Raw genomic sequence first — 26,600 nt, 5'->3', positions numbered from 1 at the left:
GACGCCTGGTGGCTCACCTGGTGGGCCGGAAGCGGGTCAGCGGACGCTACATCTACTGGCCTTACCACGCTCGGTAGCCCGACCCGCTCAGCGGAGAACGCCGATCGCGGGATCCCTCACGAGGGGTCCTGCGATTCACCGGGGAGAGGGCGCATGGCGCACCGTGAGAAGCTCAGATGGCCGCCGGGCCCGCGCGGGCACTGGCTGAGGGGCAACACCCGCGAGTACGAGGCCGACCGGATCGGCTTCCTGCGCCGCTGCCACCGGGAGTACGGTGACGTCTTCTCGTACGACGAGCACACGCTGTTCGTGATCGACCCGGAACTCACCCACGAGGCGCTCGCCCGCACCGGCGACGCCTTTGTGACCGAGCTGGCGCCTTTCGACATGCGGCGGGATCTCGACCAGGCCTCCGCACACGCCACCTCCTGGATGTCCGAACGCCGGGCCGCGTGGCCGGGGCTCAACCGGACGGCGGCGGCCACGACCGACGACCTGACCGTCGCGGTCCTCGACGCGGTCATCGCCGACGGGGCCGGCCGTGAGGTCGACGTGCTCACCACGATGCGGACGCTCACCGCCCGGACGATCGCCGAGTACTGCTTCGGCGCGGACTCCGCCGGCGTCCCCGATCTGCTCCAGGAGACCGTTCGCGCCACCCAGCCCTTCGCGGAGTCGTCCCACGAGTTCCCCGCGTGGCTGCCGCTTCCCCGCCACCGCCGCTTCTTCCACACCTACCGGCGCCTGGCCGAGACGCTGACCGGCCTGGTCCGGGAGCGGCGCGCGTCGAAGTCCGGCGTACCCCGGAACGATCTGCTCGGCTTTCTCCTCGCCGCCGAACCGGCCCCGCCCGTCGACACCGTGGTGTCGACGCTGCACAGCGTCCTCATGGGCGGCCATGGCGTCCCCGCCGCCGCCCTCACCTCCGTCGTGTGGGAACTCGCCCGCCGTCCCCGGCTCGTGGACGACCTCCGCGACGAGGCGGACGGTCCGGCGGACGGCGGCACCCCGCTGGCCGAGGCCGTGGTCCGGGAGACACTCCGGCTGTATCCGCCCGCGTGGCTGATGACCCGTACCGCCAGTACGGAGACCACCCTGGGCGACTGGACGCTCAGCCCCGGTGACGACGTACTGCTCAATCCCTATCTGATCCACCGGGACCCCCGGTGGTGGCCCCGACCGGACGAGTTCGACCCCGCCAGGTGGCTGGACGGGCGATCGGCCCCCGGTCCGGCCTACCTCCCGTTCGGTGCCGGACCACGGGTGTGCCTGGGCTCGGCGCTGACCATGCGACAGCTGACGCTGACCACCTCCCGGCTGGCACACCGCTTCACCATCGAGTCACCGAACGCCGCGTCGGTGACACCGGAGTTCGTCGACCGACTGGCCCCCGCACACCTCAGAGCCCGCTTCCTGCCGATCGGGTAGCGGCAACGGTCACAGGTACGCCGGACCGCGCGGCCGTCGCCCACTCGCGGCGGTCGAAGCCCCGTGCCCGCGACACCTGACCCCGCGTGGAGACCAGCGCTTGGGGACCACCGCGTGGAGACCAGCGCGAGGGGACCAGCGCGAGGGGACCAGCGCGAGGGGACCAGCGCGAGAAGAGCAGAGTCTGAGGGGGCACGTCGGTGAGCCGGGTCCGAGGGTCCGGCTCACCGACGTGCCGGCTGCCGGTCAGGTGGTGATGGGGGTGGTCTGGGTGCAGTTCTTCCACTCGACCCAGGGCCGGGCGCCGCCGCTCTGGGGCGCGGTGGCGTAGGTGGGGTCGCCGGTGATGGTCTGTTCCTTGTGCTCGTGGGTGATGTCGATGCCGAAGAGCTTGAAGCCGAGACTGACCTGGCCCGCGGAGATGCCGAAGCCGATGCCGAGCGAGGCGTTCCACCAGTCGGTGTTGGCCTTGTAGTCCAGGCGTGAGAGCTTGCCCTTGTCGTGCATCAGCCGTTCGATCGGGCCGGCGTCGTCATCCGGCGCCTCGGCGGCGTCCGAGGGGGAGGGCAGCGGGTTGCTCGCGGGGGCGTCACCCCGGCCGCGCAGCCAGTCCTCGACGGCGGTGCTGTCCGCGTCGTTGTCGAGTGTGATGTCGGCCGACTCGGTGTGTATCTGCGACTCGATGGTTCCGCCGCCGCCACCGACATCGATCGTCACGGGACCGGCGTTGGCGCCGGCGCCGGTCTGGATGCCGGGTCCGTCGCCGGCTTCCTGGCTGGTGGTGATCACCAGCTTCTGGGGGTGGTGCGCGGCGCCGTCCTTCTCCTCCTGGTCATAGGCCGCCGCGTCGTAGGTGACCGCGACCTGCTGCATCCTGCTGCCCTTGGCCTGTGCCACCCCGCCGGCCGTGCCGCTGACGGAGAAGGTGTAGACGAACGTGATCTTGCCCGCGTCCGGGCCGGTCTTGGCGCGCATGACCACCACGTCCTCGGTCATCGAACCCGAGAGCCCTTCGAAGGAGATGCTGCCGAGGTCCTTGGGACCGTCGGCGCCCTGGCCGTCCTTACCGCCCTTGGTGTCCTTGCCGCTCTTGCCGTTGCCCTTGAAGGTCTTGCCGAAGCTCACTCCGCCGGCCGCCTCGGTGGAGGTCTTGGTGATGTCGACGTCGGGTGCCAGTTCCGGTTCGAGATCGGGTTTCTTGGAGGCCGCGTCCTGGGCGCAGGCTCCCATCGCCGCCCCGGGGTTGTAGCCGCTTTGGTAGCGGCACCCGTCGTTCGCCCTGAGGTACGCGGCGAACTTCTGCGCGTCGGCGAGATTGGCCTCCAGGTCCGCCTGGGGGTTGTCGCTCTTGTTCCCGTTGAAGAGCCACTGTCCGCCGTTGCCGCTGCCCGCCATATAGCTGCCGCTCAGTGAGGCGCTGCCGCCCCAGTCCTTCAGACCGGGGATGCCGGCGGAGATGCTGGCCGTCACCCCGCCCCCGTTCTCGTGCACCCGCTCCAGGGTGACGGTCCCGTCGGACCACTGCTGGAGCTTGACCGTCTCGGAGCTGCTGATCTTGATGAAGGCCACCTGGATGACGACGGTGTCCTTGGTCTGGTCCTGGGAGAGCAGACACTTCGCGGGCTCGAACGGGTCGCCGTTGGGTACGAAGGGATCTCCGTCCCCGTCCCCGCCATCGCCACCGTCGCCCTCGCCTCCGTCGTCGCCCTCGCCGTCCGCGTAGTCGCCGGTGGCGCAGGCGTCGGACCCGCTCAGCGGGTGGAGTATTCGGCACACCGCGCTCTTCAGCCCGGTCGCCGTGTCGGTGGGCACACTCACACCGACGATCGCGGCCACGACCAGTGAGACCACCCCGACCATCGCGGCGTACTCGGCCCCGCTCTGTCCTCTGTCCCCCAGGCCACCGGGCCGCCGACCACTCCGTCCCTGGTCATGCTCATGCCATATCCGAAACCTGCGCGAGCCCTTCATCTGTTCTCCTCGCCGACATCACCACCCGTTCCCCCAAGCGACAGCATCCTAAGGATGGGACCGGGCCCAAGCGCAGGGCCCGGGGGCCCAGTTGAGGGCCCAGCCGCCGAGGGAGCCAGGTCCACCGGCCCATCCCGCACCCCGGTACCGGTCGGCTGTTCCGCCGCGCCGCGCCGCGCCGCATCGTCGGAGGGGTCTCCGCCGCGCCGCATCGAGGAGGGGGCTCCGCCGAGGGGTCTCCTGCCGTCACTTCCCGGGCGGTGGAAGGTCGTACAGGCGAGTCGCGCCGCCGGCGGAGATCGCCAATTCGGTGCCGTCCTCGTTGAGGGCGAGGGCATCAATCCCTCTATGGCCGGTGATCGTCAGGGCCTTCTCCTTCCGGCACCTGGCGTTCCAGAGGTGTGCGGTGGGGGCGCCGTAATGTGCGGTGACGAACCGGGTGCTGTCGGCGTCGGTCCCCAGGAGGGTCGCGGGATCCGGGATCGTACAGAGGCGCTTGCCGCTGGTCATGTTCCACACGGCGGCTTCCTGGGTGCGCCCGCCCCCGGAGACCACGAGCGTCCCGCGGTCGTTCAGGGCCGGCCGCCAGGTCCACAGATCCCCGTCGAGGCGGAATGGGGACTCCTCTCCGCTCCGTACGTTCCGTAGCACCAGACCCGACGTGTCACCGGTGAGGAGATAGCGGCCACCGGTGCTCAGAGCGTGCACATCGCTGTCGCCGGTGTTCACCGGGGAGTCGGGGAGACCGGGTGAAGTCAGCCGTGCGGTCCCGTCCCAGGGGAGCCGCCATGTCGCGAAGGGGAGCCCGTCCTCTTCGGCTTCGGGCGCGTATATCACCGCGCCGTCCTCACGCGCCGCCAGATGGAACGCCGTGCCGCCCTCATAGGCAGGGCTGATCCTCGTCGCCGCGCTGCCCTCGCCGGTGCGGGTGTCCCACCGTCGCACGATGCCGTCCTCGTCGATCGTGACGAGGGCGTGCTTCCCCGCCGGGCCGAAGACCATCGCCTCAACCCCGCCGGTGGGCAGGGTCATACGGGAGGTGTCCTCCGGCATGACCAGGCGGACGAGGAGGCCGACCGACACCAGAGCGGCACCGGTGACGGCGAGTTGAAGACGGCGCCGGCGGACGGTCCCGGCCCGTGGGACCGGCACGCGGTTCCGGGCCAGGGACCGGCCGGCCAGACGTTCCTGAAGCCGGATATGGCGGAACTGATACGTACCGGCGGACTGGCGCAGCAGCTGCCGCTCCCGCGCGTCGGACAGGAACCGTACGAAGCGCCAGGGCAGGCGGCCCCTCGCCGCGAGGAAGAGACGCAGCAGGACGAACCTCGGCCAGGCGCGGGGGAGGAACATCAGTACCGCGAAGATCGCGCCGGGCAGCACGGTGGTGGCGGCGACGAGCTCGGGGGTGCCGTAGGCGCCCGTGTCGTCGGCCACCCGGGACAGGACGTCGGTCAACCGGGGCTCGCCGGACCAGCCGGTCAGCGCCAGGAACACCAGGTACGCGATCGAGACGACCGTCAAGAGCAGCGGGAGCGCGGTGACCCCGAACAGGGCTCCGGCCAGCCCCGCTGCCACCAAGGACGATCTGCGGTCCTGACGCAGCAGAACCATCGGGGTGGCGTGGGTGGAGTGTTCGGGCGGGGTGCCGAGCCACTCGTGGACGGCGAACGCCAGACCGACGGCGATCGAGGCCCCCAGGGCGTACGCGGCGATCCCGAGGAAGTCGGCCAGTACCGCGGGCAGCCAGTCCTCGGTGACGCTGCTGATGACGCCGGCGGTGCCCAGCAGCACCACCGCCAGGACGGACGTCAGGGCGAAGCCCGTACGGAATCCGCCGCGCAGCCGGTGCAGCGACCCGCGCAGGGCGAACGACACCCGGCCCGGCGGCCGGTCCGGTGCCGCGTACCAGGTGAGCATCGCCAGCACCGTGGCCGCCGCTCCGAACACGGGGAGGATCTCCACGTCCCATTCCTCCCGCATGGCCGCTTGTACGGCCGCCACGCCGAGCATGGTGATCACACCGACCCCGATACCGACCAGGAGCCCGGCCCAGTGGGACAGGAGGCGGCGGCTCATGAGCCACCACGCGAGGTCCCGTTCCCGGTGCTGGTGGAGGTAGGTGGCCAGGAAGGTCAGCCACCGCTCGGCCTGCTGGGCCTCCCGCTGCCAGGCACCGGCCGACTGCCCGGGGAGGCCGCCGCCGGGCGGTGGAGCGTAGGCCGCGGGGATGATGTGGTCGACAAGGTGGTCCTCCGCGGCGTGCCGGCTGTCGAAGCCGAGGAGTTCGCGCGGGTCCCGGTCGCAGTGCCGGTAGACCGCACGCGCGAGGGACAGCGCCAGCGGGGTGGAGAGCGCGGTGGCCGCCGGGCCGTCGGGGTGCTGCCGCAGATGGGCGTAGACCGGTTCCCAGTCGACACCGTCCGGCCAGTTCACTTCGCTCAGATAGGCGACGGTGTCCGGCACGGACACGGGGGCCACCTCGACCACCGGCGCCCGGCGGAGCGGGGGCGAGCCGCCCTCGATCACGTCCTGGTACTCGGCCGACCGGCAGGTCAGTACGACACCGCGGCCGTCACCACAGGCCTCGTTGAGGGCGCGTACGGCGCTGCGGCGGGCCGCCTCGGGTATCTCGTCCAGTCCGTCGAGGACGGGCAGCAGCATCCGCCGGTCCAGCAGCTGACGCGGAACCTGCGGGCGTTCGCCGTAGTACGCGGTGGCCAGGGTGCCGACGATCCAGTCGTCCAGGGATTCGCTGACCGGGTCCCAGGCCGACACGGACAGCAGTACGGGGACGGGCGTCCGCGGAGCACGGTCGGCGAGCAGACCGAGCGTCAGCATGAGGGCCAGGACGGTCTTTCCGGCTCCCGGCTCCCCGAGCACCACCAGCCGCCCGCTGGGCAGCTGCCGGTAGCCGGCGGCAAGTTGGGAAGCGGCGCGGTGGAAGTCGCCCTCCAGCCGGCCGTCGAGGGACATCCGCAGGACGCGTCCCGCCTGAGGGCCGACGACGGTCTCGGCCGGCGCCGCCACCGGCCGATCGGTGGCGGCCCAGGAGAGCGGGATCACGCGCGGGTCCCGCAACTGACGGGCCACGACCTCCTCCGACCACTGTTCCCGCACGGTGGCCGCCAGTTGGTCGGCGGCGTCCATCGGATCCTGGGGCGGGGTGTGCGCGGGAAGGAACGGGGCGACCGTTGCCCCGAGCGCCCACAGTCCGGTGAACATGCTGGTGATGGCGGTCAGTTCCTGCACGGAGTCGGGATCGGCAGCGAGCAGCACCCACCCCAGATGGAACGACGCGTACGTCAACGAGGCGAGCAGTACGAGGCGGAGCCACCTGCGCCCCGGATGCCTTGGGAGTCGTATCACCCGCGACAGCGTGCCCGACGCACCAGTCCCACGTCATGAACTCCCGCCCGGATACGCCTACTTGGTGAGTCGTCCTCTCTCGGCGGGGCAACGGTGCCGTCGGGGTCAGGATTCGTAGGCGCCCACGTCGAAGGGTGTGGAGCGTTGTTTCCGGTCGGCGTCGAGCGTGGGAGCGTCCCTGGTGGTCGCGGCGCCGATCGCGGGGGATCCCTGCCTCAGATGGAGGTCTCCGCCCGGATAGTTGACGAAGTGGGTCGAGTAGGCGGTCCCCACCGTGATGTTGTTGGAGTGCTGGACGTTCGTCGCGGCGCCGGTGTTGAAGGTGCGCGCCAGGTTGTTGCGGATGATGTCGCCGCTCGACGGCGTACCGTCCTTCTGATGGGTGAGCCGGATCTCGCTGTCGGTGGCCGGATACCGGGGGACCACGGTGTTGTTGACGATCTTGCTGTCGTTCATACCGTAGAGGCCCATGGCGAGACCCACCTCCACCTGGACCACGTTGTTCTCGATGGTCCAGTTGCGGTACGGGCCGTCGAAGGCGCCGATCCCCTGGATCGTGTACTTGCCGTTGTACTGGAAGGGGATCTTCGTGTACCGCGTGCCCGTGCGGCTGGTGAAGACGTTCCCGCGCAGCACGACGCCGGTGACCGGGGTGAAACTGCCGTCGCCGCGGTAGCTCTGGAACATGTCCCGGTGCGGCGGGTCACTCTCCATGCCGGGTGGTACGACCGCGTAGCTGTTCACCGCCGAGTTGTACTCGACGAGGCAGCCGCTGACCTTGCACCGGAAGGCGTCCTCCCAGAAGTGGTTGACGCTGTTTCCCCTGACCACCGCTCCGGTCGCGCCGGCGCCGGCCTGGGAAGTGCGCTCCAGCATCACACCGTTGCGGACGTTGCGGATCTGATTGTCGAGAACCTGGTTGTCGGCGCCGATGACCAGGACGCCCGTGCCGCTCCGGTTGACCCAGTCGTTGTTGTACCAGGTGTCCGCCGACGCGTCGCTCGCGGCCCGGACCTGTGAGTTCCGCAGAATGTCGTGGGTGGCACCCGCGTCGAACTGCACCAGATTGCCGGTGGTGTACGTACCGTCCGCCTCCTGGGGCGAGATGAGCACCCCGTCGACCGTCCAGCGTGTGGCCCCGGACGCGAACCTCAGCGTCTTCATGCGGGGCGCAGCGCCGGGCGCCGCCTTGACGGTCCGGACGCCCGAGGAGACGCCCCCGGTGATGACCGGGCTTCCGTGATTTCCACTGCGCAGGTAGATGACGTCTCCGTCGGCGAAGGTCCGCCCGGACGCGAAGACTTCCTGCAAGGTCCGCCACGGTCTGTCCGCGGTGCCGGGATTGCCCGCCGAACCCACGGCGGGGTCCACGTAGTACGCCGTGGCGGCGGCCGCGGCGGCCGAGGTTTCGGTCCCGAAGGCGGTCCCGTCCGCCTGGAACCCGATGACCAGTACTGCGCAGGCGAAGAGTGCGGTGCGCCTGCTCGTTCCGCGCACGGACAGGGTGATGGCCACGAGGGAACCTCGTCTTCTTGTGTGGGGGGATCGTGCGTGGGGGATCGCGATGACTGACGCCGCGTCTGGTGAGGAGTTTCGGTCAAGTCATGCCATGCGTCAACAGATTCATTGGAATGAATTCGGGGCCGGTGCTCTCTCGGCGGCGGCGGCTCCGTGCCGGGTAGGGTCGTAAGCTCGTCATGTCGGGCCGGTGCGGGCGCAGATCGAGGGGGATGCGGTGAGTTCGCCACGTACTCCTGTCGGTGCGGCCGCGCGGGGGCACAAGACACGCCGTCTCGCGGACGAGCTGCGACGGGCCATCGCCGAACTGCGCTGGCCGGCCGGCAAGCTGCCCACCGAGCAGCAGTTGGCCCGCGACCAGGAAGTGAGCGTCAACACCGTGCGGCGGGCCGTCGACCTGCTGGTCCAGGAGGGCCTTGTCTACCGCCGGCAGGGATCCGGAACGTATGTCTCGGAGTCCCGGGCGTCCGGCACCGGGTACACCGTCGGCGTCGTGGTGCCCTCGTTGACCTACTACTACCCGCGCGTCATCGCCGGTATCGAACGTGAACTCTCCCGCCACGGCTGCCGGATGCTCCTGCGCTGCACCGAATGGGACCCGGGCATGGAGCAGGAGGCCGTCGACGAACTGATCCGGTCGGGAACGGCCGGGCTGATACTGGTACCCACTCTCGGCGAGGACGGTCCACAGCACTGGCTCGGGATCTCGGGGGAACTCGCCGTGCCCGCGGTGCTCGTCGAGCGGGGGATGGACCTGACGGCGACATCGCACGAGTTCGTCTGTTCCCATCACGCGGCCGGGGCGCGTGCGGCTGCCGAGCATCTGCTGGGGCTCGGGCACACCCGCGTCGGCTATATGGAGAGGACCAGTCCGCACACGGCCCCGCAGATCCGGTCGGGCCTCGCCGTCGGACTGGAGCGCGCCGGGCTCGACCCGGCTCCCGTGGTCACGGCCTCACTGCCGCGCTGGACCGCCGAGGACGCGGACGGCTTCCTCGGCCGTCTGGTGGCGCGGGGGGCGACGGCCGCACTCTGCTTCGCGGACCGTGAAGCGTCCTTGCTGGTCGGCGCGGCGCGGCGGCGCGGACTGAACGTCCCGGAGGACCTTTCCGTGATCGGCTACGACAACGAGGTGGCCGACCTGTGCGAAGTGCCTCTGACCACCGTGTCCCCGGCGAAGACGGATATCGGCCGACGGGCCGCGGACATCCTCAGAGCCCGTATCGCCGACCCGGACGCCCCACGGCGGCAGGAAGCATTTGTGCCGCACCTTGTGGTGCGCGACTCCACGGGCCCGGCGCCCCGGCGGCACTGAAGCACGCGCGACGCTCCCTCGTACTCGCGGTTCGGCGGTCGCGAGCGGACGTACGCGTCAGAGTTCGCGGCCATGGGTTTCGGCGTACCTGATCAGATCCTCGTAGGTCTGTCCGTCGGGGCGGTAGAACTCGTCGCGGTCACGGCCGGGGCCGTCGGCCAGGGCTTCGCCCAGAAGCCTGGAGACGGTCAGGGCCGCGGACAGCGGCCGGTGATCGACGACGATCTCGTCCACCTGGCCCTGGTCGTTGATATGGAACACGCCGACCCCCGTCACCGGCCTGCCGTCGACCACGGCGGTGTACTCGTTCATCCGGCGGTCACCGAACTCGCCCTCCCAGACGGGAGTGAACTCCCGGTAGAGGCCGAGCACGGCACGAATCTGCGCCCGCACCGCCTCGGCTCCCCGCAGACTGCCGTTCATCACCGAACCGGCGAGCACGACATCCGGCGCCAGATCCCTCAGAAACCACGGATCCTGTGACACTGAACCTCCTCGTGGAACAGACGAGTTACGCCATGAACGTACGCGACGCGACGATGCCGTCGTGGTCCCGGCGCACTCCCCAAGGACGGTCCCCTCGTTCCACCGCTTTCCTCCCCGAATAGCGGCGATACGCACTCGACACGCGCCCCGACGCGGAATAAATGACACCCACGTCGAATTGATGGGAGCATCGGGGCATAGCGCACCCGTTTTGAAAAGTAATTGTATGGGCGTTTTGCCCGCATTCTTCCCATGGTGCATTTGAGTAGTATTGGTACACCTTGGCATTCTCTGTACGGTGTTGTGACGTCAGAAATTCCGTCAAGGGTCATGATGTGCGTCACATCGGCGGTGTTCCATGCTTCCCGTCGCCTTGGCCATTTCGCTCCCGGGGAGCGAGAGTTGAGCTCCCGGATGACTTCTGTGTAACCGGATCATTCCGCTCTGGATTCGTCCGCCGGGATCGCGCTGTGAATTCAGGTCTTGTTTTTGTCCGGACGTTCCGCCTACGTTCACGTCAATCCGGACGGACCGCCGAATCCTGCCGCCGTCCGGAAACCGAATCCACTCACGCACGGCAGGAGCGGGGGACCCAGGTAAGGCGCCGTTCCGGAATCCGGACCGGCTTGGGGTGAAGCCGCGCTCATACCGCGGCCGGGCAGCTCCAGCCCGAACCCGACAGCTCACCTCGCAGGCGACGGAGAGGAATTCGTCATGCCCGCACAGGCCAAGCACCGCCGCCCCAGAACCAGCCCGTTCGCCCGAGGTCTCGCCGTCGTGGGCACGGGTGGTGCCGTACTCGCGCTCCCGTTCATCGCCGCGACCACCGCCGAGGCGGTGTCGTCGCCCGCCGCCGCGACGCAGAAGGACAATCCGGAGACCTACTCCGTCGTCGCGGGGGACTCGCTCTCCAGGATCGCGGCGGCGCACTCCGTCAGCGGCGGCTGGAAGAAGCTGTACGAGAACAACCGTGAGGTCATCGGCGGCAACCCGGCACTGATCCACCCCGGCGTCGAACTGACCCTCGGTGAGAGGACCGCGTCCGACCCGCCCGCCACCGCCACACCGGCCACCGCCACGTCGGCGACCACCGCACCGGCCACCGCCGTGGTCGAGCAGGAAACCGCCACACCGGCCACCGAGGAAACGACGGCGACCACGGAGGACGCTACGGCGACCGCCGAGGACGCGACGGCTGCCACCGAGGACGCTACGGCTGATACGAGCGACACCGTCACCCAGGCGGCCCCGAAGACGTACACCGACGATCTGGACGGCTGGATCAACGAGTCGCTGGACGTCATGGCCGCCCAGGGCATCCCCGGCAGCTACGACGGTATCTACCGGAACATCATGCGTGAGTCCTCCGGCAATCCGTCGGCCATCAACAACTGGGACTCCAACGCCGCCGCCGGTACGCCCTCCAAGGGCCTGCTCCAGGTCATCGACCCCACGTTCCAGGCCTACCACGTGCCCGGTACGTCGATGGACAGCTTCGACCCGGTCGCCAACATCACCGCCGCGTGCAATTACGCGGCCGACCGGTACGGCTCGATCGACAATGTGAACGGCCCCTACTGACAGGCCCCGCCGACAGGCTCCGGCGGCGGTCGACGCTGACGTACCGTCACCTCCGTACAGACCCGCGCGCTCGCGCACACGCGCACCCGCACAGACGGCCGGACCCGGCCGGGACATCCCTCCGTCCCGGCCGGGTCCGGCCATCTGCCCGTCCGCCGCCGCCCTCGGTTCATCGCCCTCCGGCGGGCACAGGTGCGAGGGGGTGTTCACGCACCCGCGCGAGCAGGGCCGCCGGATCCGGGTCCGGCTGAAGGGCGTTCAGGAGCAGCAGCCACAGATCGTGCAGCGCTTCCTCGATCTGCCGGCGCCCCTCCAGTGCGTCGGAGACGGTGTGCAGTCCGAAGAAGGCGCACACGAGTCCGTGCGCGGCCACCTGAGGGGTGACGCCCTGCGTGAGTTCCCCCTCCTGCCGGGCCTCTTCGAGAAGTTTGGTGACGGTTTCCAGCCAGCCCACAAAAGGTCTCGGCAGCGTGACATTGATAGCGGTGCGCTCCGCCCAGAGCCGGGCGCCCGCGCGGATGACCACATCGTCCCGGAAGGCCCTCGCCACCTCGAAACTCAGCGCGACCAGCCGTTCCAGCGCCGGGCGGTCGGACGAGCTGTAACGGTCGATCAGATCGGGCCAGGTCGCGAAATGCTCCTCGACAATGGCGAGGGCGAGATTCTCCTTGCTGGCGTAGTGGAAGTAGATGGCTCCGCTGGTACGGCCGGACTGCGCGCTGATATCGCTGATACTGGTGCCTGAGTAACCCCGCTCATCGAACAACTGTGCCGCCGCTTCCAGGAGAAACCTCCGCGTCGTTTTCGCCCGAACCTGCTCCACCCGAACCCGCACGTGTACCTCGGATTGCCGTTCCGTTAAATGACAGCAGGCAATGTAGCGGCTTTTCCCACCGGGCGTGGCGGGCTTGGCGGCTCCGGGCTGGGGTGCGTAGCAACGAAAATTGCGGTGTTCTTGTCGCATGAATACAACGGTTGCTGAGGCATCGATCGTCGGCACCATGGAGGACGTCCGCCCACTGTCCTGGTCGCGTACGGTCGCACGCGAGATGGTGCACCGGGACTCCGTGGCCGAGGTGCTGCTCACCGATGTACGGCGGAGTCCGGACGGCGGATTCGAAGCCGCGGCGTCCTGGTCCCGGTCCCATCCGACTTTCCCGCGCGACGGCGCCGATCTGCACAGTCCGCTGATGATCGTCGAGACTCTGCGCCAGCTCGGGATCTATATCCCGCTCCGGTATTTCGATGTCGCGCCCACCGCGCATCTGCTCATCACCGATCTGTTCTTCGGGATCGACCCGTCGGCGGAACCCCGGGCGGTCTCCGGTGCCACCGGCGTGACCTGCGCCGTACGGGCGAGCGAGGTGCGCCGCGCCGCCGAGGACGGCGCGGTCACCGGACTGCGGCTCGATGTCTCCTTCTCCGCCCGGGGGACGGTGTTCGCGCGGGCCGGGGGCGGTGCGCGCGTCATGGACGGCGAACGGTACGACGCCGTACGGACCGGCCGTCAGCGCTTCGCCGCACCGGGGAGTGCGACCGGCCCGCCCCGCCCCGACTTCCGCGGGCTGGGGGTGACGGGCGCGCACGATGTCGTCCTGGGACTCGACGGCTCCACCCTCCTGGTCGATCCGGCCGACCCGCGGCACCCCTTCTTCTTCGACCACGCCACGGATCATGTTCCCGGCATCATTCTGCTGGAAGCCGCGCGCCAGGCCGCCGCCGTGGAAAGCCGGGGCGCTCTGCTGCGTCCCACCGGCGGACGACTCGAAGCAGCACGCTTTATCGAATACAGTCCGCCCGCTCGAATTATCTGCGTGCCCCACCACGACATCTGTGTGTTCCGTTTTCTCCAGGACGGGGAACAGAAGGCTTTTGGCGTCCTCCGCTACAGGTAAAGCCTGGGAATACTCTGTGAAGTCACTTGACTACCAATAGTTTTCCTCTCTAGCGTAGCGATCGTTATGTTCTTGGGTGGTCGCCTCAACCGGCCTTCTCCATAAGGCCGCGACTGCCCGGATCGCGCCCGCCCGACAGCGGGTGACCAGCGTGCCCGCGGTGTTTCGCACTGTCGCGGCGGCCAGTGCTGCCGCTAATCGGGCTCTTCTGAACGGAACAATCGGATGACAGCTCATCGCATCCTTTCCTGGACTCCCGCGGCCATCGTCTTCGACTGCGACGGAACCCTCATGGACACCGAAATCCACTGGCAGGACGCTCGAATTCTGGCGCTGCGCGAGTATGGATTCGCCCCCATGCCGGGCTTCGCCGAGCGGGCCAAGGGACTGCACTACACCGAATGCGGCCGCCTCATGGCCGAGGAGGCGGGACGCCCGGAACTCGTCGAGGACCTGACCGTCCTGCTGCTCGGGCACTTCCGCGCGCTCGTCGCCGACAACCCCCGTACCATGCCCGGCGCCCGCCGGCTCGTCGAGGAATCGGCGGGCCTCGCCCCTCTCGCCGTCGCCAGCAACTGCCCGAGGGAAGTCGTCGAGTCCTGCCTCGGCACGGCGGGACTGCTCGACCACTTCGACCACATCGTGGTGCCCGAGGGTGAGATCAGACCCAAGCCCCTCCCGGACGTCTATCTCGCCGCCGCACGGCTGTGCGGCGCCGAGCCCGTCGACACCCTGGCGGTCGAGGACTCCTCCTGCGGGATCCGGTCCGCCGCCGAGGCCGGTATGCGGGTCATGGGCGTCGGTCCCTGGCCCGGCGAGGACATCGTGGCGCTGGTGGACGTCTGGGTCCGCTCGCTGAACGAACCGGAGGTGCGCGGCTGGACCGGCGCCCGGGTGCCGGTCCAGGTCTCCTTCGACGTGATGCCCGTGATGCCCGCCACCCGCTGACGCGCCGACGCGTGGCCCCGGGGACAGGATCGGGCGCTGCCCCCGGAACTCGCCGTCCCGGCGAAACGGCCTACCATGATGGCCACGGGACATATACGTTCAAAAGCCTCCGCACAGGGAGATGGGGCATCGGATGGACGAGGAACGCGCCGGCCGTCTCGTGTCCTCCCTGCGGGCCCGGGGCGTCATGGCCCATATGGCCCACCTGGGTGTCTATCAGTGCGGTGTGCAGATCGTGCTCGCCGAGGGGGGCGAGGCGATCTGGGACATGGACGAGGTACTGGGGCTACGGGCCGAGGTCGTGGAGGACGGCGTACTCGTCGGCTTCGTACCGCATGTGCGGGGTTCCGAGGTCTTCACCGAGGAGCAGCTCGTCGAGGTGATCGCCGCCACCCGGTACGACAAACCAGGACTGCGGTCGGCGGCGGACGGAGACGCCGGACCGTATCTGGATCTGGACGAGGACCCGCCGTACCGCGGGGCCGGTCCCGTGGCTCCCTCGCGCCGCTACCGCCGCAGACTCAGGCTTCCCTGGCGGATCAGGCGGTCGGGATGACCGGCCCGGGTGCCCGCCCCCGCGCCGGGGCCGGTGCGTGCCCGCCGCCGGGCACGCACCCGTATGCCTCGTACCATCCCGTGTTCCTCACACCGTCAGCAGACTCGGCGTCGCCGCCATGTCCTCGGGCAGGAACGCCTCCGGGACCGGATCCTGTCCGAGGATGAAGCGCAGGATGGAGACATGCATCGCCTCGACCGGCGCGATGGTGGCCGCGGTCTCGATCCCGGCGGCGCTCTTGCCGTTGTAGCTGGCGAAGAGATAGGTCTGCGCGGCCTGGTCCTCCAGCTGGAGGGCGAGCTTGGCGGCGTCGTCGACGCTGGTGATCCTGGCCAGGGCGGTGGTGATCGCCCGCTGGTTCGACAGCGGCACATCGGTGACGGCCGGCTTGTCCGCGTCCGTCAGGGCCGTGTTCCAGGCCTTGGCGTGGTCGATGTGGTGGGCCATCGCCATGGTCACGAAGGTCGACACGGCGGGCGGTACGGCGCCGAACTTCTCCGCCCCGGCCGCCGCCAGGATCGATCCGTAGGCGCCCACGGCCTGGTTCTCCAGGGCCGCCGACAGCGCGACGAATCTGAGGTGCGCGGTGTACATGACCGTGTCCGCGGCGGCGCGGGGCGGCAGCACGTCCGCCGGCGCCCCCGGCGGGGAGGCGCCCTTCTCATCGGTTCCGGCGCTGGTGCAGCCGGTCAGCAGAAAAGCGGCACCGAGGCTTCCGGCGCCCAGCAGGAAGCGGCGGCGTCCGGCGTCGGCCGGGCCGGTGTTCCCCGTACCGTTCGCCGGCGCGGCGCGGTCCGCCGCCCCGAGGCCCGCCGGGAGACGGCCGGCGCGGTCCCCGCCCGTCGCAAGACCACCGCGCCGCGCCGGGCCGAGCGCCCTGATCCGCTCCGTGAGCGACGCGGCGTCCGCGCGCAGGGCGGGCAGTGTGTCTTGGTGAGCCTCCGTCATCTCCTTGGTGAGACGGCCGAGTTGGCTCTCACTGATGGGCAGCTCCCAGCCGCCTCGCGCGCGTCTCACTTCAGGGCTCCTTCGGGCATCGGCCGGGCGTTGGCGATCGGCTGGAAGACTTCGGGAATGGCCGCGCTGCCGACGGCCGCGGGCAGTCTGGGGGCGTCCGTCGGGATCTCGATGAGGCTCTCGTGGCCCGAGGCGAGCAGGGACTGCACGGCCAGCAGCGTGGCGCGGTGCTGCGCCTCGACCGGTGCGACGGAGCCGAAGAGCCGGCGCAGCTTGGTGTCGGCGACCCTGGTCACATTCCTGGTGTGGGTCCGCGCGGCCACGTCCTCCAGATACAGGGCGAGCCTGACCACGTCCGCCGGGGCCTTGACGGCCGGCAGCGCCCGGGTGACGACGGCCTCGTAGGTCTCGTCGGGCTGGGTCTGGGCCCGGCCGCCCGCCTTGGCGGCGGCGTCGTTGAACGCCTTGGCGTGGGCCTGGTGCTGCTGGGCGGTGGTGTCGAAGAACTCCGCGACGGTCTTGGTCCCGTTCTTGACGAACGGCAGCGCGACGGCGCTCCGGTAGACGCTCACCAGCAGGTTCTCCAGCGACGCGGCGCTCTCCAGCGCCGTGATGTCGTTCCTCGACGCGGACTCCGCCGCGGCGAAGTCGGTCAGCGCGCTCCCGGTGATTCTGCGGGCGTCGCTGTTCAAGTCCTGCGACCGCTCGGTCAGTTCCTCCAGCAATCGGGTGTCGATGTGCTCCGCGCCCATCACGCCCCCTTTCTGCTCGGCGCCCGCGCCACCGCGGGACTCTCACCGACACATTCGCGAGGAGGGGGCCGGTGGATCGCCGACCGCACCGACGGGAGGGGGTGTTTCACCTCATCGGCGGAGCAATACGAGCAGAAACGATGCAAGCGGGTTCGGCGCGCCCCGGCGTGGTACCGGCAGGAGCGCTACGGGCCGGGGTGGTACGGGCCGGGGCCCGGCGGGAGTTTCCCGCCGGGCCCCGGCCCTTCCCCGTCACCGTGCCGCACTCACTCCTTGACCGCGCCCGAGTTGGCGCCGTTGACGAAGTAGCGCTGGAAGCAGAAGAACAGCGCCGCCACCGGCAGGGTGGAGAGCAGCGCGGCGGCCAGCTTGAGCGGATACTGCGTACCGCCGCCCAGACCGCCCGAGACAAAGCGGGCCAGGCCCGTGGTGAGCGTCTCGTACTGGCCGGACTGGGTGGCGACGAGGAAGTGCGTGAACTCGTTCCACGACCCCTGGAAGGACAGGATGGTCAGGGTGATCAGCGCGGGTCTGGCCATCGGCAGGACGACGGACCAGAAGATACGGAACACCCCCGCGCCGTCCACCCGCGCGGCTTCCTCGACCTCGCGGGGCACCGACTCGAAGAACTGCTTCATGATGAAGATGCCCGCCGCGTCCACCAGCAGCGGCAGGATCATGGCGGTGTAGGTGTCGAAGATCCCGAAGGTGTTGAGCACCAGGAACTTCGGGATCAGCAGCGCCACCCCGGGCACCGCCATCACCGCGAGGACGAAGGCGAACAGCACTCCACGGCCCCGGAAGCGCAGCCGCGCCAGCGCGTACCCCGCCATCGAGTCGAACAGCACCCGCCCCGTTGTGACGAGCACCGCCACCAGCGCCGAATTGCTCAGCCAGCGCAGGAAGGGCACCCCGTCCCCGGACTCGCTCAGCCCGAAGAGCCGCTGGTAGGCGGCGGTCGTCGGGGTGACGGGCAGCAGGGAGAGCGGATGCGAGGCGGCGTCCGGATCGGTCTTGAAACCGGTCACCAGCTGAAGCGCGAACGGCAGCAGATAGAGCAGGCCCACGCAGACCACCAGGGCGTACCCCAGCACCCGCAGCGGAACGGGGAACCGGGGCAGCACAGGGCGTCCCTGGTCACGCGAGGCCCGTCGGCGCCGGACCCGTTCCGCCCGGCCCTCCCGTATCGTCCGGCTGTTGCGTTCCGTCTGTCCGTCGAGGTCGCTCGCAGGCGTACCGGTGGCGGTCATCGTTTCCTCCCGGTGCGCGCTCCGCGCTCCCGCAGCACCCAGCGCTGGAACCCGGTCAGACAGAGGATCAGGGCGAGCAGGATGAACGCGATCGCCGCGCCCTGGCCGAAGTCCGCGTTGTCGAAGCCCGCGGAGTACGACAGGAAGGCGGGTGTGAGCGTCGTATTGCCCGGGGCGCCCTGGCCCATCACATACACCTGGTCGAAGACCTGCCAGGTGGAGATCAGTCCCAGCGTGAGGACCAGGAACAGCACGGGACGCAGCGCGGGCAGCGTCACGTACCGCAGGAGCTGACGGCGGTTGGCGCCTTCCAGCGCCGCCGCCTCCTCCAGCTCGCGCGGGATGTCCTGGAGCGCCGCGAGGAAGATCAGCATGAAGGTGCCCGAGGTGGTCCAGACGGCCAGCAGGATGATCGTGCACATCGCGACCGAGGGGCCCGAGAGCCACTCGAACCAGGACAGCCCCATGACCGAGTGGTCCGCCAGCACCCCGGCCGGCCGCTCGGGATCGACGATCCCCAGACCGCCCAGGACCAGCGAGAGCACTCCCCGTGGATCCGCGAACCAGTTCGGTCCCTTCACCCCGATCCACGACAGCAGGGAGTTGACCGCCCCGCTGCCCTGGAACAGGAAGAGGAAGACCGTGGAGACAGCGATGGAGCTGGTGACCGAGGGAAAGAAGAACGTCGTACGCAGGGCGCCCCGCCCGCGCAGGATCTTCTGGTTGACGATCAGGGCCAGGCCCAGCGCCAGGATGGTCTGGAGCGGCACGGTCAGCAGTACGTAATAGGCGTTGTTGCGCAGGGCGGTCGCGAAGAGCGTGCGGTCGAGACCGTCCTGCGTCAGCAGGGTCCGGTAGTTGTCCAGACCCACGAAGTCGGCCTGCCCGGAGAACGGATTGGACTGCCCGTCCCAGCGCAGCAGGCTCACCCACAGCGCCATCAGGATGGGCAGGACCAGGAACAGACCGAGGATCACCACCATGGGGCTGACGAACAGCCAGCCCCAGGCGCCCTCCCCGCGACGGCCCGCGCGCCGGGCGCGGGCCGTCGCGGTCGTACCGGTTCCGCCGGATGCGCCGTCAGGAGCGCCTGGCGTGCCGGTCGCGCGGGGGGTACGGCGCGCGCGGGGCGCGCGCATCGTGCGGATGGACATCGGGCTCAGTTGCCCTTCGAGATGGCCTGTTCGCCGTTGCGCTGGAGGTCGGCGAGGATCTTCTTCGGGTCGGCGGTGCGCAGCGACTGGAGATCGGTGTTGAACTGGCTCAGCACCTTGTCGAAGCCGGCGATCGTCACCGGACCCTGCGCGTACGCGCTGCCGTCGACCCAGGCCTTGGCCGCGGGGAACTGCTCGGCGTACGTGGTGAGCGCGCTGGTCCGCGACGGCATCACACCGAACGCGTCCGCGAAGGCGATCTGCTGGTCCGCGGTGGTGAGCGACTTCACGAGGTCGACGCCCGCCTCGCGGTGCGCGCTGTCGGCGGCCACGCCCCAGCAGGTGCTGAAGGCGAGCGTGCCCTGGCCGGCCGGGCCCGCGGGCAGCGGCGCCACGGCGTACTTGACGTCCGGGTAGTCGAGCTTCATACCGCCGTCGAGCCAGTTGCCCTCGATGGTCATCGCGGCCTTGCCCTTGCCGAGCGCCTCACCGCCCCAGCCGGTGTCGACGTTCTTGGCGAACTTCATCGAGCCCGACTTGAGCAGCGACTGGACGAACGCGAGCCCCTCGGCGTTCTCGGGGCTGTCGGCGGTCATCTTCTTCTGGTCCGTGTCGGTGACCCAGCCGCCCGCCTGCTTCATGAAGACACCGAGGCGCTGGTACTCGTCGCTGGTGACCAGACCGGTGACACCGCCGGTGGTGAGCTTGTCCGCGACGGTCTTCAGCTCCTCCCAGGTCTTCGGGTAGTCCTTCTCCGTCAGACCGGCCTTCTGCCACAGATCGGTGTTGATGGCGAGACCGAGCGTGGAGGTGTCCTTGGGCAGGCACATCAGCTTGCCGTCGTACGTGAACGACGTACGCAGCTGCTCCGAGAAGTCGGAGGCGTCGGATATCTGGTCGCCGTATGCGTAGAGCGAGCCGCCCTTGGCGTAGTTGGCGAACTGGTCGGAGTTCACATAGAAGACGTCCGGCGGCTTGTGCCCGGCGAAGGACTGGGCGAGCTGCTGGTTCATGTCCTTGGCGACCTCGACGGTGACCGTGTTGCCGGACTTCTTCGCGTACGCGGCGGCGGCGGTCTTGACCGCCTGGGTCTCGGCGTCACCCGAGGTGGCGATGAGGACCGTCAGGCTCTGCTTGGCGGCCTTGTCCTGGGCCGGCTCCTTGCTGTCGTCGAAGCTGGACGAACAGCCGGTGGCGGTCAGCAGCGCCGCGCACGTGGCGAGGGCGGCGACGGCCGTGCGGGTGACCATGAATTCCTCCTGAAAGGGATGAAACGTGCGGCTCAGCGGCCCGGAAGGGCGTGCTGTGAATCGATGGGCCGCCACCGGGGCGCGTCGTACGACGGCTCCGGCGGGGGCGGGTGGGCGCGGCGGGGGCGCGGGTGAACGGGGGCTCGGCCCGGACGGGCTCAGCCGGCTAATACCGGTGTGCTGTCCCGGACGACGAGTGAGGGTTCGAGCAGGACGCGCTCCGGCGGCGCGTCCGGGTCCGCCATCCTGGCCAGCAGAAGCCGGACGCATTCGCGGCCGACGGCTTCCAGCGGCTGGGCGATGGTGGAGAGACCGGGGGAGAGGAGCGCGGCGGTGGGGGAGTCGTCGAAGCCCACCACGGCGACGTCAGCGCCCGGTACGGCCTCGCGTTCGCGCAGGGCGTGGTAGCAGCCCAGCGCGAGCATGTCACTGGCGGCGATCACGGCCGTGGCGCCCGCGTCCAGCAGCGGTCCCGCGGCGGCCTGTGCCGAGTCGATGTCGTCGACGCTCTGCGCGCGCCTGCCGCGGATCGGCAGACCGTGCCGGCGCATGGCGCGCTGCCAGCCCTCGGCGCGGTCGTCGCCGACGCCGGAGCCGCGCGGCCAGCCGAGGAACGCGATCTTCCGGTGGCCCAGACCGACGAGATGGTCCACGGCGGCGTCCGTGCCCGAGGCGCCGTCGACATCCGCCCAGTCGCCTATCTGACGGCCCGACCACATCCGGCCGAAGCCCACGAACGGCACGCCGCGCTTGGCCAGCCACGCCTGGCGCTGGTCGCCGCGGTCGGTGCCGCTGAGCACGAAGCCGTCGACACGGTGCAGATCGAGGAGTTCCTCGTAGCCGTCCAGCGCCCCCGCGCCCGGCGGTGAGGCGAACAGCAGCACCCGGTAGCCGGCCTCGTCCGCGGTCTGGGAGAGCGCGTGCAGGAACCGGTCCATGACCGGCGCGGTGGTCCCGGGCGGCATGGGGCGTATGCCGTAACCGATCAGCTTGCTGGAGCGGGTACGGAGCGCCTGCGCGGCCCGGTGCGGCCGGTAGCCCATCTCGTCGATGGTCCGCCGGACGCGTTCCAGGGTCTCAGGACGGAGCAGCCCGGGTGAGTTGAGGGCATTTGACACCGTTTGCGGAGAGACCCCGGCCCGTCGCGCGACCATGGCCAGGGTCACTGGACCGGCCTTGGCCGAGGGGGTGTCGGGGGAGCGGGGCATGGGTGTCTCCGGAGGCGGGTCGTGTACAGAGCGAGTTCGGTGTGAGTTTATTGGAGCGTTCTAATGCCATTGTCAACGCCCTGAGGTCGTCGTTAGGGTTCTTGGAACGCTCCAATGCCTGAGAGGTTCTGCTCTGTTGGATACAACTGTCAAGACCCACGACATAACGAACTCCGTCGCGGGGGCCGCCCCCTCGGCCGAAGGCCTCCAGCCGTTCCTGCACGACGCCGTGGTGACGCTGTACGCGCCGAGCTTCGCCGTCTCGCACGCGGACGGTCAGATCGACGGCGGCGCCGACGGCTTCTACCACGGCGACAGCAGGGCGCTGGCCCGGCTCACCGTGGCGGCCGACGGCATCGCGATCGCACCGGTGCGCGGAGCCCTTGACGGTGCCGACAGAGCCGCTTTCCGCGGTGTGCTGCGCGGTCTCGGCGAGGACACCGCGGACCCCGCCGTCACCCTGCACCGGCGCCGGGCCATCACCTCCGGGCGGCTGGAGGAGACACTGGAGGTCATCAACGCCGGGGGGCAGAATGTCCGTTTCCGGCTGATCGTGACCGCCGCCACCGATCTCGCGCTGATGGAGCGCGTCAAGACCGGGGACACCCGGCCCGTGGTCACCGCCACCGCGTTCGCGGGAGGACTCGACTGGTCGCGTGGGGCCTTCGCCGTACGGCTCGTCTCCACCCCGAAGCCCACCGCCGTCGACCCGGCGGCAGGGCGGCTGGAGTACGAGATCGAGCTGGCGCCCGGCGCGGTCTGGACCGCCGTACTGCGCTGTGACGCCGCTCACGAGGACGGCGACCAGTTCCCGGCGCCCCCGGCGGACAGCGTGCCCTGGCGCGTCCCGGCGCTGCGCAGCGCCGACCGGCGCTTCGACCACTGGATCGACCAGTCGGCCGCCGACCTCGACCGGCTGCGGCTGACCGACTCCGAGGCGCCCGAGGACCAGTTCCTGGCCGCGGGAGCCCCCTGGTTCCTCACGCTCTTCGGCCGCGACTCCCTCTGGGCGGCCCGTATGCTGCTGCCGCTGGGCACCGGACTCGCCGCCGGTACGCTGCGTACCCTCGCCCGCCGCCAGGGCACGGCGTCCGACCCGGAGAGCCAGGAGCAGCCCGGCAAGATCCTGCACGAAGTGCGCCGCGCCGCCCAGGAGTTCCACGACAGCTTCGCCCTGCCGCCCAGTTACTACGGCACGGTCGACGCCACCCCGCTCTGGGTCACCCTGCTGCACGACTCCTGGCGCTGGGGCCTCGCACCCGAGCAGGTCGAACAGCTGCTGCCGAACGCCGAGTCCGCGCTCGCCTGGATGCGTGACCACGGCGACGCGGACGGCGACGGCTTCCTGAAGTACATCGACCTCACCGGACGGGGCCTCGCCAACCAGGGCTGGAAGGACTCGGGCGACGCCATCCGGCACCGCGACGGCCGGCTGGCCGCCGCGCCGATCGCGCTCTGCGAGGTCCAGGCGTACGCCTACGAGGCGGCCCGCGGCGGCGCCGCGCTGCTGCGCGCCTTCGGCCGTTCCGGCGCCGACGAGTGGGAGGAGTGGGCCGAGCGGCTGGCCGACCGGTTCCGCGCCCACTTCTGGGTGGAGGACGAGCGCGGCGCCTATCCGGCCGTCGCCCTCGACCGCGACAGGAAGCCGGTGGACTCGGTCACCTCGGGCTTCGGCCATCTGCTGGGCACGGGTCTGCTCAACCAGGAGGAGAGCGCGCTGCTGGCCGCCCGGCTCAGCTCCCCCGATCTCGACTCGGGGCATGGGCTGCGCACACTGAGCAGTGACTCGGTGGGCTACAACCCGTACGGCTACCACATCGGTTCCATCTGGCCGCACGACACCGCGATCGCCGTGCACGGGCTGGTCAGGGCCGGATTCCCGGACGAGGCCGCGTCGCTCGCGGCGGGTCTGCTGACCGCGTCCGCGGGCTTCGACGCGCGCCTTCCCGAACTCTTCGCCGGCCATGGCGTGGCGACCGACGCCTGGCCCTCGCCGTATCCGGCGTCCTGCCGTCCGCAGGCCTGGGCGGCGGCCTCGTCCGTGCTGGTGCTCCAGTCCGTCCTGGGGCTCAGCGCCGATGTCCCCGGCGGCACGCTCACCGTCGCGCCCGGGTTCGCGGAGGCGTACCGGCCGCTGACGGTGACGGGACTCGATGTCGCGGGCGGACGGCTGGACATCTCGGTCGACGCCGACGGTACGGCGCACATCGAGGCGCCGGCCGGTCTGGAGGTGAAGAGGGAGCACCAGGCGCCGCGTTGAGGGGGTGCCTGCCCCGCGCGCGGGCGGGACTCCGGCGGCGGCCGGAGTCCCGCCGGTTTCCGTTGCCGGCGGGGCCGTGTCGCTGTTGGGCCGAACGAGTGAGGGACGAGAGTATGGCCGGATGCAGACTCAGCGCAGGGGCGGGGTGGTCCGGTGAGCAGGTACGGCAGATACGGCGAGTTCGACGCCACCGACGAGCAGTGGGAGGGCCTGGCACAGGTCGTCCCGCTGCGTGGCCGCGACGAGTGGCCGTCCCGGGTCGACCACCGGGCCGTCCCGCGTGACTACGCGGCGGAGAACCGGCGCTTCATCGTCCTGCGGGTGCAGGTGTTCGGGGACGCGCGGGAAGTGGCGGACCATCTCATCGCGCGGATCCCGGTGCTGCTCGATCTGACCGGCGCGGAGCCGGATGTGGCCAAGCGCATCCTGGACTTCAGCAGCGGGGTCGTCTTCGGACTCGGCAGCGGGATGCACCGGGTGGACAAGAACGTCTTCCTGCTGGCGCCGATCGGCACGGAGGTCGAGGGGATCGCGGCGGAAGCCGTCCCCCGGTCGTAGGGAGGCCGCCGAGGCGGAACGGTTCCCCGCGTCGCGGGCCCTGTACGGACGGTCCGGTCGGTGCGGCCGGTCCGGCCGGTCCGGTCGTGAGCGCGGGCGCGGGTACGGAGCCGTCGTGGAGGGCTCGCGCGCGGGCCGCCGGAGTGACGGTGGTAGACCTGGAGCCGTGACGGAACATGACGTGGCGGGACTGCAGCGCAGGCTGGCCGAGTTCGCGGCGGCGCGGGACTGGGAGCCGTACCACACCCCCAAGAACCTGGTGGCGGCGCTGAGCGTCGAGGCGTCCGAGCTGCTGGAGATCTTCCAGTGGCTGACGCCGGAGCAGTCGGCGCGGGTGATGGAGGACCCCGGGTCGGCGCACCGGGTGACCGACGAAGTCGCCGATGTGCTCGCCTATCTGCTCCAGCTCTGCGAGGTGCTGGGGATCGACGCGCTGGCGGCGCTCGCGGCCAAGATCGACCGGAATGAGGTCCGCTTTCCGCCCAAGCGGCCCTCGGCGGGGCCCGATTCACCATGATCGTCACTCTGCGGAGTGATTGAGTTATACACATTGAGCTTGCTGTCCAGAGATTTCCGCATTGCTCTGGCCTTTCTGTCGCCATTCCCTCACTCTGGGTAGTGGAGTGAATGGGCAGGATTGTCGTATGAGCGGGGGCTGTGCATGGATGCGGAACGGCTCATCGGAGTGAGCCGGCATGCCCTGGCGGGGAGCGCGGAGGCGCTGGATGTGATCGCGGAGGCCTGTCAGGCGCAGGCCCTCGCGCAGGCGATCGGCAACCAGTTGGCGTTGAGCGGACCGCAGGAGCTGAGGGCCGAGGCGCGGGAGCTGGGCGAGGCAGGCGGGCGCGGCTGCGGACCGCCGGATCAGCCGGGGCTCTGTCCCGGCGGGATACGGGCGGGGCAGCTCTCCGGGGTGCGGGACCCGGGGGGAGCGCTGACGAGGCTGGGCGAGCTGTTGGGTGAGGTGGGCATCGCGCTGGTCGCGGTGGCCTGTGCCACGGACGAGGAGGGGCTCTACTGGCAGTGCATCGAGGCGATCGACGCCGCCGACGAGTCGAGCGACCGGGTGGGCGGAATGCTGCGCAGGCTGAGCGCACGGGAGCGGGAAGGGGGCAGGCGGTTCGAGGGTGCAGGATAGAAGCATGGATCTTCGAATCTTCACCGAGCCCCAGCAAGGGGCGACCTACGAGACCCTGCTGACCGTGGCCAAGGCCACCGAGGACCTCGGCTTCGACGCCTTCTTCCGGTCCGACCACTATGTGCGGATGGGGTCGGGCGACGGGCTCCCGGGGCCGACGGACGCCTGGATCACCCTGGCCGGACTGGCCAGGGAGACCAAGCGGATCCGGCTCGGCACGCTGATGACGGCCGCCACGTTCCGGCTGCCGGGCGTGCTGGCCATCCAGGTCGCGCAGGTGGACCAGATGTCCGGCGGCCGGGTCGAACTGGGCCTGGGCGCCGGCTGGTTCGAGGAGGAGCACAAGGCGTACGGCATCCCCTTCCCCAAGGAGAAGTTCGACCGGCTGGAGGAGCAGCTCGCCATCGTGACCGGGCTCTGGGGGACGGAGGTGGGCAAGACCTTCAGCCATGACGGCACGTATTACCAGCTCACCGACTCGCCCGCGCTGCCCAAGCCCGCGCAGGGCAAGGTGCCGGTCCTGATCGGCGGGCACGGCGCCACCCGCACCCCTCGGCTGACCGCCCGGTACGCGGACGAGTTCAATATGCCGTTCGCCTCCATCGAGGACACGGAGCGGCAGTTCGGCCGGGTGCGGGACGCCGCAGAGGCGGCCGGCCGCCGGGCGGACGAGCTTGTCTACTCGAACGCGCTGGTGGTCTGTGTGGGCAGGGACGACGCGGAGGTGGCCCGGCGCGCGGCGGCCATCGGCCGGGAGGCGGACGAGCTGAGGACGAACGGGCTCGCGGGCTCGCCCGCCGAGGTCGTCGACAAGATCGGCCGGTACGCGGCGGTGGGCGCGTCGCGGTTCTATCTCCAGGTCCTGGACCTGGACGATCTCGACCATCTGGAGCTGATCTCCGCACAGGTCCAGTCACAGCTCGGCTGAGTCCCGCGCGTGACCGGGACCGAGGGCCCTGGACCCGGGAGGAGCCAGGACCCGCTCGGTGAGCACGGAGACCGACCC

Annotated in this window: 22 protein-coding genes and 1 riboswitch; of the genes, 11 read left to right on the top strand and 11 right to left on the bottom strand. The window is 70.1% G+C overall.

Translation table 11 applies throughout. The features are described 5' to 3' along the window. The first annotated feature begins 153 nt into the window (after positions 1 to 153). Entirely contained in the window at positions 154 to 1,428 is a 1,275-nt protein-coding gene (locus OG214_RS09735; protein ID WP_405984527.1) for a cytochrome P450, read from the top strand. A 246-nt stretch (positions 1,429 to 1,674) separates the two neighbouring features. On the opposite strand, the gene OG214_RS09730 is transcribed toward OG214_RS09735, so the two are convergent. The 3 genes from OG214_RS09730 to OG214_RS09720 form a co-directional block, all read right to left on the bottom strand. Further along, a complete protein-coding gene (locus OG214_RS09730) occupies positions 1,675 to 3,288 on the bottom strand; it encodes a hypothetical protein (protein ID WP_405984526.1) in 1,614 nt (537 codons plus the stop codon). Between the two features lie 357 nt (positions 3,289 to 3,645). Further along, complete coding sequence (locus tag OG214_RS09725; protein ID WP_405984525.1) at positions 3,646 to 6,768, bottom strand: NACHT and WD40 repeat domain-containing protein; 3,123 nt, start codon at positions 6,766 to 6,768, stop codon at positions 3,646 to 3,648. A gap of 105 nt (positions 6,769 to 6,873) precedes the next feature. After that, positions 6,874 to 8,283: a choice-of-anchor Q domain-containing protein gene (locus OG214_RS09720; RefSeq protein WP_405984524.1), complete on the bottom strand. Its 1,410-nt coding sequence runs from the start codon at positions 8,281 to 8,283 to the stop codon at positions 6,874 to 6,876. Between the two features lie 220 nt (positions 8,284 to 8,503). On the opposite strand from OG214_RS09720, the gene OG214_RS09715 reads away from it, so the two are divergent. Next, on the top strand, positions 8,504 to 9,601 hold the full coding sequence (locus OG214_RS09715; RefSeq protein ID WP_405984523.1) for a substrate-binding domain-containing protein: 1,098 nt from the start codon (positions 8,504 to 8,506) through the stop codon (positions 9,599 to 9,601). Between the two features lie 57 nt (positions 9,602 to 9,658). On the opposite strand, the gene OG214_RS09710 is transcribed toward OG214_RS09715, so the two are convergent. Beyond that, entirely contained in the window at positions 9,659 to 10,087 is a 429-nt protein-coding gene (locus OG214_RS09710) for a hypothetical protein (RefSeq protein ID WP_405984522.1), read from the bottom strand. Positions 10,088 to 10,635: 548 nt separating this feature from the next. Further along, positions 10,636 to 10,797: riboswitch (cyclic di-AMP (ydaO/yuaA leader) on the top strand. Between the two features lie 4 nt (positions 10,798 to 10,801). On the opposite strand from OG214_RS09710, the gene OG214_RS09705 reads away from it, so the two are divergent. Further along, positions 10,802 to 11,668: a transglycosylase SLT domain-containing protein gene (locus OG214_RS09705; RefSeq protein ID WP_405984521.1), complete on the top strand. Its 867-nt coding sequence runs from the start codon at positions 10,802 to 10,804 to the stop codon at positions 11,666 to 11,668. Between the two features lie 169 nt (positions 11,669 to 11,837). Here OG214_RS09705 and OG214_RS09700 read toward each other — a convergent pair whose 3' ends face one another. Next, entirely contained in the window at positions 11,838 to 12,503 is a 666-nt protein-coding gene (locus OG214_RS09700) for a ScbR family autoregulator-binding transcription factor (RefSeq protein WP_405987462.1), read from the bottom strand. Between the two features lie 166 nt (positions 12,504 to 12,669). Here OG214_RS09700 and OG214_RS09695 point away from each other — a divergent pair, with 166 nt between their 5' ends. The 3 genes from OG214_RS09695 to OG214_RS09685 all read left to right on the top strand — a co-directional run bounded on the left by OG214_RS09695 (position 12,670) and on the right by OG214_RS09685 (position 15,067). Further along, a complete protein-coding gene (locus OG214_RS09695; protein ID WP_405984520.1) occupies positions 12,670 to 13,563 on the top strand; it encodes a ScbA/BarX family gamma-butyrolactone biosynthesis protein in 894 nt (297 codons plus the stop codon). 225 nt (positions 13,564 to 13,788) lie between these two features. Further along, the gene (locus tag OG214_RS09690; RefSeq protein WP_363085211.1) at positions 13,789 to 14,511 is read left to right on the top strand and encodes an HAD family phosphatase; all 723 of its coding nucleotides are present in this window, start codon (positions 13,789 to 13,791) and stop codon (positions 14,509 to 14,511) included. A gap of 133 nt (positions 14,512 to 14,644) precedes the next feature. Next, entirely contained in the window at positions 14,645 to 15,067 is a 423-nt protein-coding gene (locus tag OG214_RS09685; protein ID WP_405984519.1) for a hypothetical protein, read from the top strand. Positions 15,068 to 15,154: 87 nt separating this feature from the next. Here OG214_RS09685 and OG214_RS09680 read toward each other — a convergent pair whose 3' ends face one another. The 6 genes from OG214_RS09680 to OG214_RS09655 all read right to left on the bottom strand — a co-directional run bounded on the left by OG214_RS09680 (position 15,155) and on the right by OG214_RS09655 (position 21,638). Further along, on the bottom strand, positions 15,155 to 16,084 hold the full coding sequence (locus OG214_RS09680; RefSeq protein WP_405984518.1) for a ferritin-like domain-containing protein: 930 nt from the start codon (positions 16,082 to 16,084) through the stop codon (positions 15,155 to 15,157). Beyond that, entirely contained in the window at positions 16,081 to 16,776 is a 696-nt protein-coding gene (locus OG214_RS09675; protein WP_363085208.1) for a ferritin-like domain-containing protein, read from the bottom strand. The genes OG214_RS09680 and OG214_RS09675 overlap by 4 nt, the downstream gene beginning before the upstream one ends. A 266-nt stretch (positions 16,777 to 17,042) precedes the next feature. Continuing rightward, a complete protein-coding gene (locus tag OG214_RS09670) occupies positions 17,043 to 18,026 on the bottom strand; it encodes a carbohydrate ABC transporter permease (protein ID WP_405984517.1) in 984 nt (327 codons plus the stop codon). Then, positions 18,023 to 19,009 (bottom strand): carbohydrate ABC transporter permease, encoded by a 987-nt coding sequence (locus OG214_RS09665; protein WP_382866484.1) that lies wholly within the window; start codon positions 19,007 to 19,009, stop codon positions 18,023 to 18,025. Before OG214_RS09665 ends, OG214_RS09670 begins: the two co-directional genes overlap by 4 nt. A 176-nt stretch (positions 19,010 to 19,185) precedes the next feature. Next, positions 19,186 to 20,430 carry an extracellular solute-binding protein gene (locus tag OG214_RS09660; protein WP_363082318.1) on the bottom strand — a complete coding sequence of 415 codons (1,245 nt, stop codon included), beginning with the start codon at positions 20,428 to 20,430 and terminating at the stop codon, positions 19,186 to 19,188. 158 nt (positions 20,431 to 20,588) lie between these two features. Further along, a complete protein-coding gene (locus tag OG214_RS09655) occupies positions 20,589 to 21,638 on the bottom strand; it encodes a LacI family DNA-binding transcriptional regulator (RefSeq protein WP_363082317.1) in 1,050 nt (349 codons plus the stop codon). 136 nt (positions 21,639 to 21,774) lie between these two features. On the opposite strand from OG214_RS09655, the gene OG214_RS09650 reads away from it, so the two are divergent. From OG214_RS09650 to OG214_RS09630, 5 genes are all read left to right on the top strand, one after another. Beyond that, on the top strand, positions 21,775 to 23,898 hold the full coding sequence (locus tag OG214_RS09650) for a glycogen debranching N-terminal domain-containing protein (protein WP_405984516.1): 2,124 nt from the start codon (positions 21,775 to 21,777) through the stop codon (positions 23,896 to 23,898). Between the two features lie 153 nt (positions 23,899 to 24,051). Continuing rightward, entirely contained in the window at positions 24,052 to 24,456 is a 405-nt protein-coding gene (locus OG214_RS09645; protein WP_363082315.1) for a cell division protein SepF, read from the top strand. A gap of 166 nt (positions 24,457 to 24,622) precedes the next feature. Beyond that, positions 24,623 to 24,973, top strand: coding sequence for a nucleotide pyrophosphohydrolase (locus OG214_RS09640; RefSeq protein WP_405984515.1), 351 nt, complete (start codon positions 24,623 to 24,625; stop codon positions 24,971 to 24,973). 144 nt (positions 24,974 to 25,117) lie between these two features. Next, positions 25,118 to 25,594, top strand: coding sequence for a DUF6099 family protein (locus OG214_RS09635; RefSeq protein ID WP_363082313.1), 477 nt, complete (start codon positions 25,118 to 25,120; stop codon positions 25,592 to 25,594). A 4-nt stretch (positions 25,595 to 25,598) separates the two neighbouring features. Beyond that, positions 25,599 to 26,522 carry an LLM class F420-dependent oxidoreductase gene (locus tag OG214_RS09630; protein ID WP_405984514.1) on the top strand — a complete coding sequence of 308 codons (924 nt, stop codon included), beginning with the start codon at positions 25,599 to 25,601 and terminating at the stop codon, positions 26,520 to 26,522. Positions 26,523 to 26,600 lie beyond the last annotated feature (78 nt).

The sequence above is a fragment of the Streptomyces sp. NBC_00872 genome, from assembly GCF_045161915.1.
Lineage (GTDB): Bacteria > Actinomycetota > Actinomycetes > Streptomycetales > Streptomycetaceae > Streptomyces.
This window is presented reverse-complemented; position numbering and strand designations above follow the sequence as displayed.

What these genes read in the sequence shown, in the direction of transcription:
- OG214_RS09665 (WP_382866484.1), bottom strand. Translation starts at nt 19,009, where the DNA reads ATGGTGGTGATCCTCGGTCTGTTCCTGGTCCTGCCCATCCTGATGGCG.
- OG214_RS09735 (WP_405984527.1), top strand. Translation starts at nt 154, where the DNA reads ATGGCGCACCGTGAGAAGCTCAGATGGCCGCCGGGCCCGCGCGGGCAC.
- OG214_RS09705 (WP_405984521.1), top strand. Translation starts at nt 10,802, where the DNA reads ATGCCCGCACAGGCCAAGCACCGCCGCCCCAGAACCAGCCCGTTCGCC.
- OG214_RS09660 (WP_363082318.1), bottom strand. Translation starts at nt 20,430, where the DNA reads ATGGTCACCCGCACGGCCGTCGCCGCCCTCGCCACGTGCGCGGCGCTG.
- OG214_RS09630 (WP_405984514.1), top strand. Translation starts at nt 25,599, where the DNA reads ATGGATCTTCGAATCTTCACCGAGCCCCAGCAAGGGGCGACCTACGAG.
- OG214_RS09685 (WP_405984519.1), top strand. Translation starts at nt 14,645, where the DNA reads ATGGACGAGGAACGCGCCGGCCGTCTCGTGTCCTCCCTGCGGGCCCGG.
- OG214_RS09670 (WP_405984517.1), bottom strand. Translation starts at nt 18,026, where the DNA reads ATGACCGCCACCGGTACGCCTGCGAGCGACCTCGACGGACAGACGGAA.
- OG214_RS09655 (WP_363082317.1), bottom strand. Translation starts at nt 21,638, where the DNA reads ATGCCCCGCTCCCCCGACACCCCCTCGGCCAAGGCCGGTCCAGTGACC.
- OG214_RS09690 (WP_363085211.1), top strand. Translation starts at nt 13,789, where the DNA reads ATGACAGCTCATCGCATCCTTTCCTGGACTCCCGCGGCCATCGTCTTC.
- OG214_RS09675 (WP_363085208.1), bottom strand. Translation starts at nt 16,776, where the DNA reads ATGGGCGCGGAGCACATCGACACCCGATTGCTGGAGGAACTGACCGAG.
- OG214_RS09730 (WP_405984526.1), bottom strand. Translation starts at nt 3,288, where the DNA reads ATGGTCGGGGTGGTCTCACTGGTCGTGGCCGCGATCGTCGGTGTGAGT.
- OG214_RS09635 (WP_363082313.1), top strand. Translation starts at nt 25,118, where the DNA reads ATGGATGCGGAACGGCTCATCGGAGTGAGCCGGCATGCCCTGGCGGGG.
- OG214_RS09695 (WP_405984520.1), top strand. Translation starts at nt 12,670, where the DNA reads ATGGAGGACGTCCGCCCACTGTCCTGGTCGCGTACGGTCGCACGCGAG.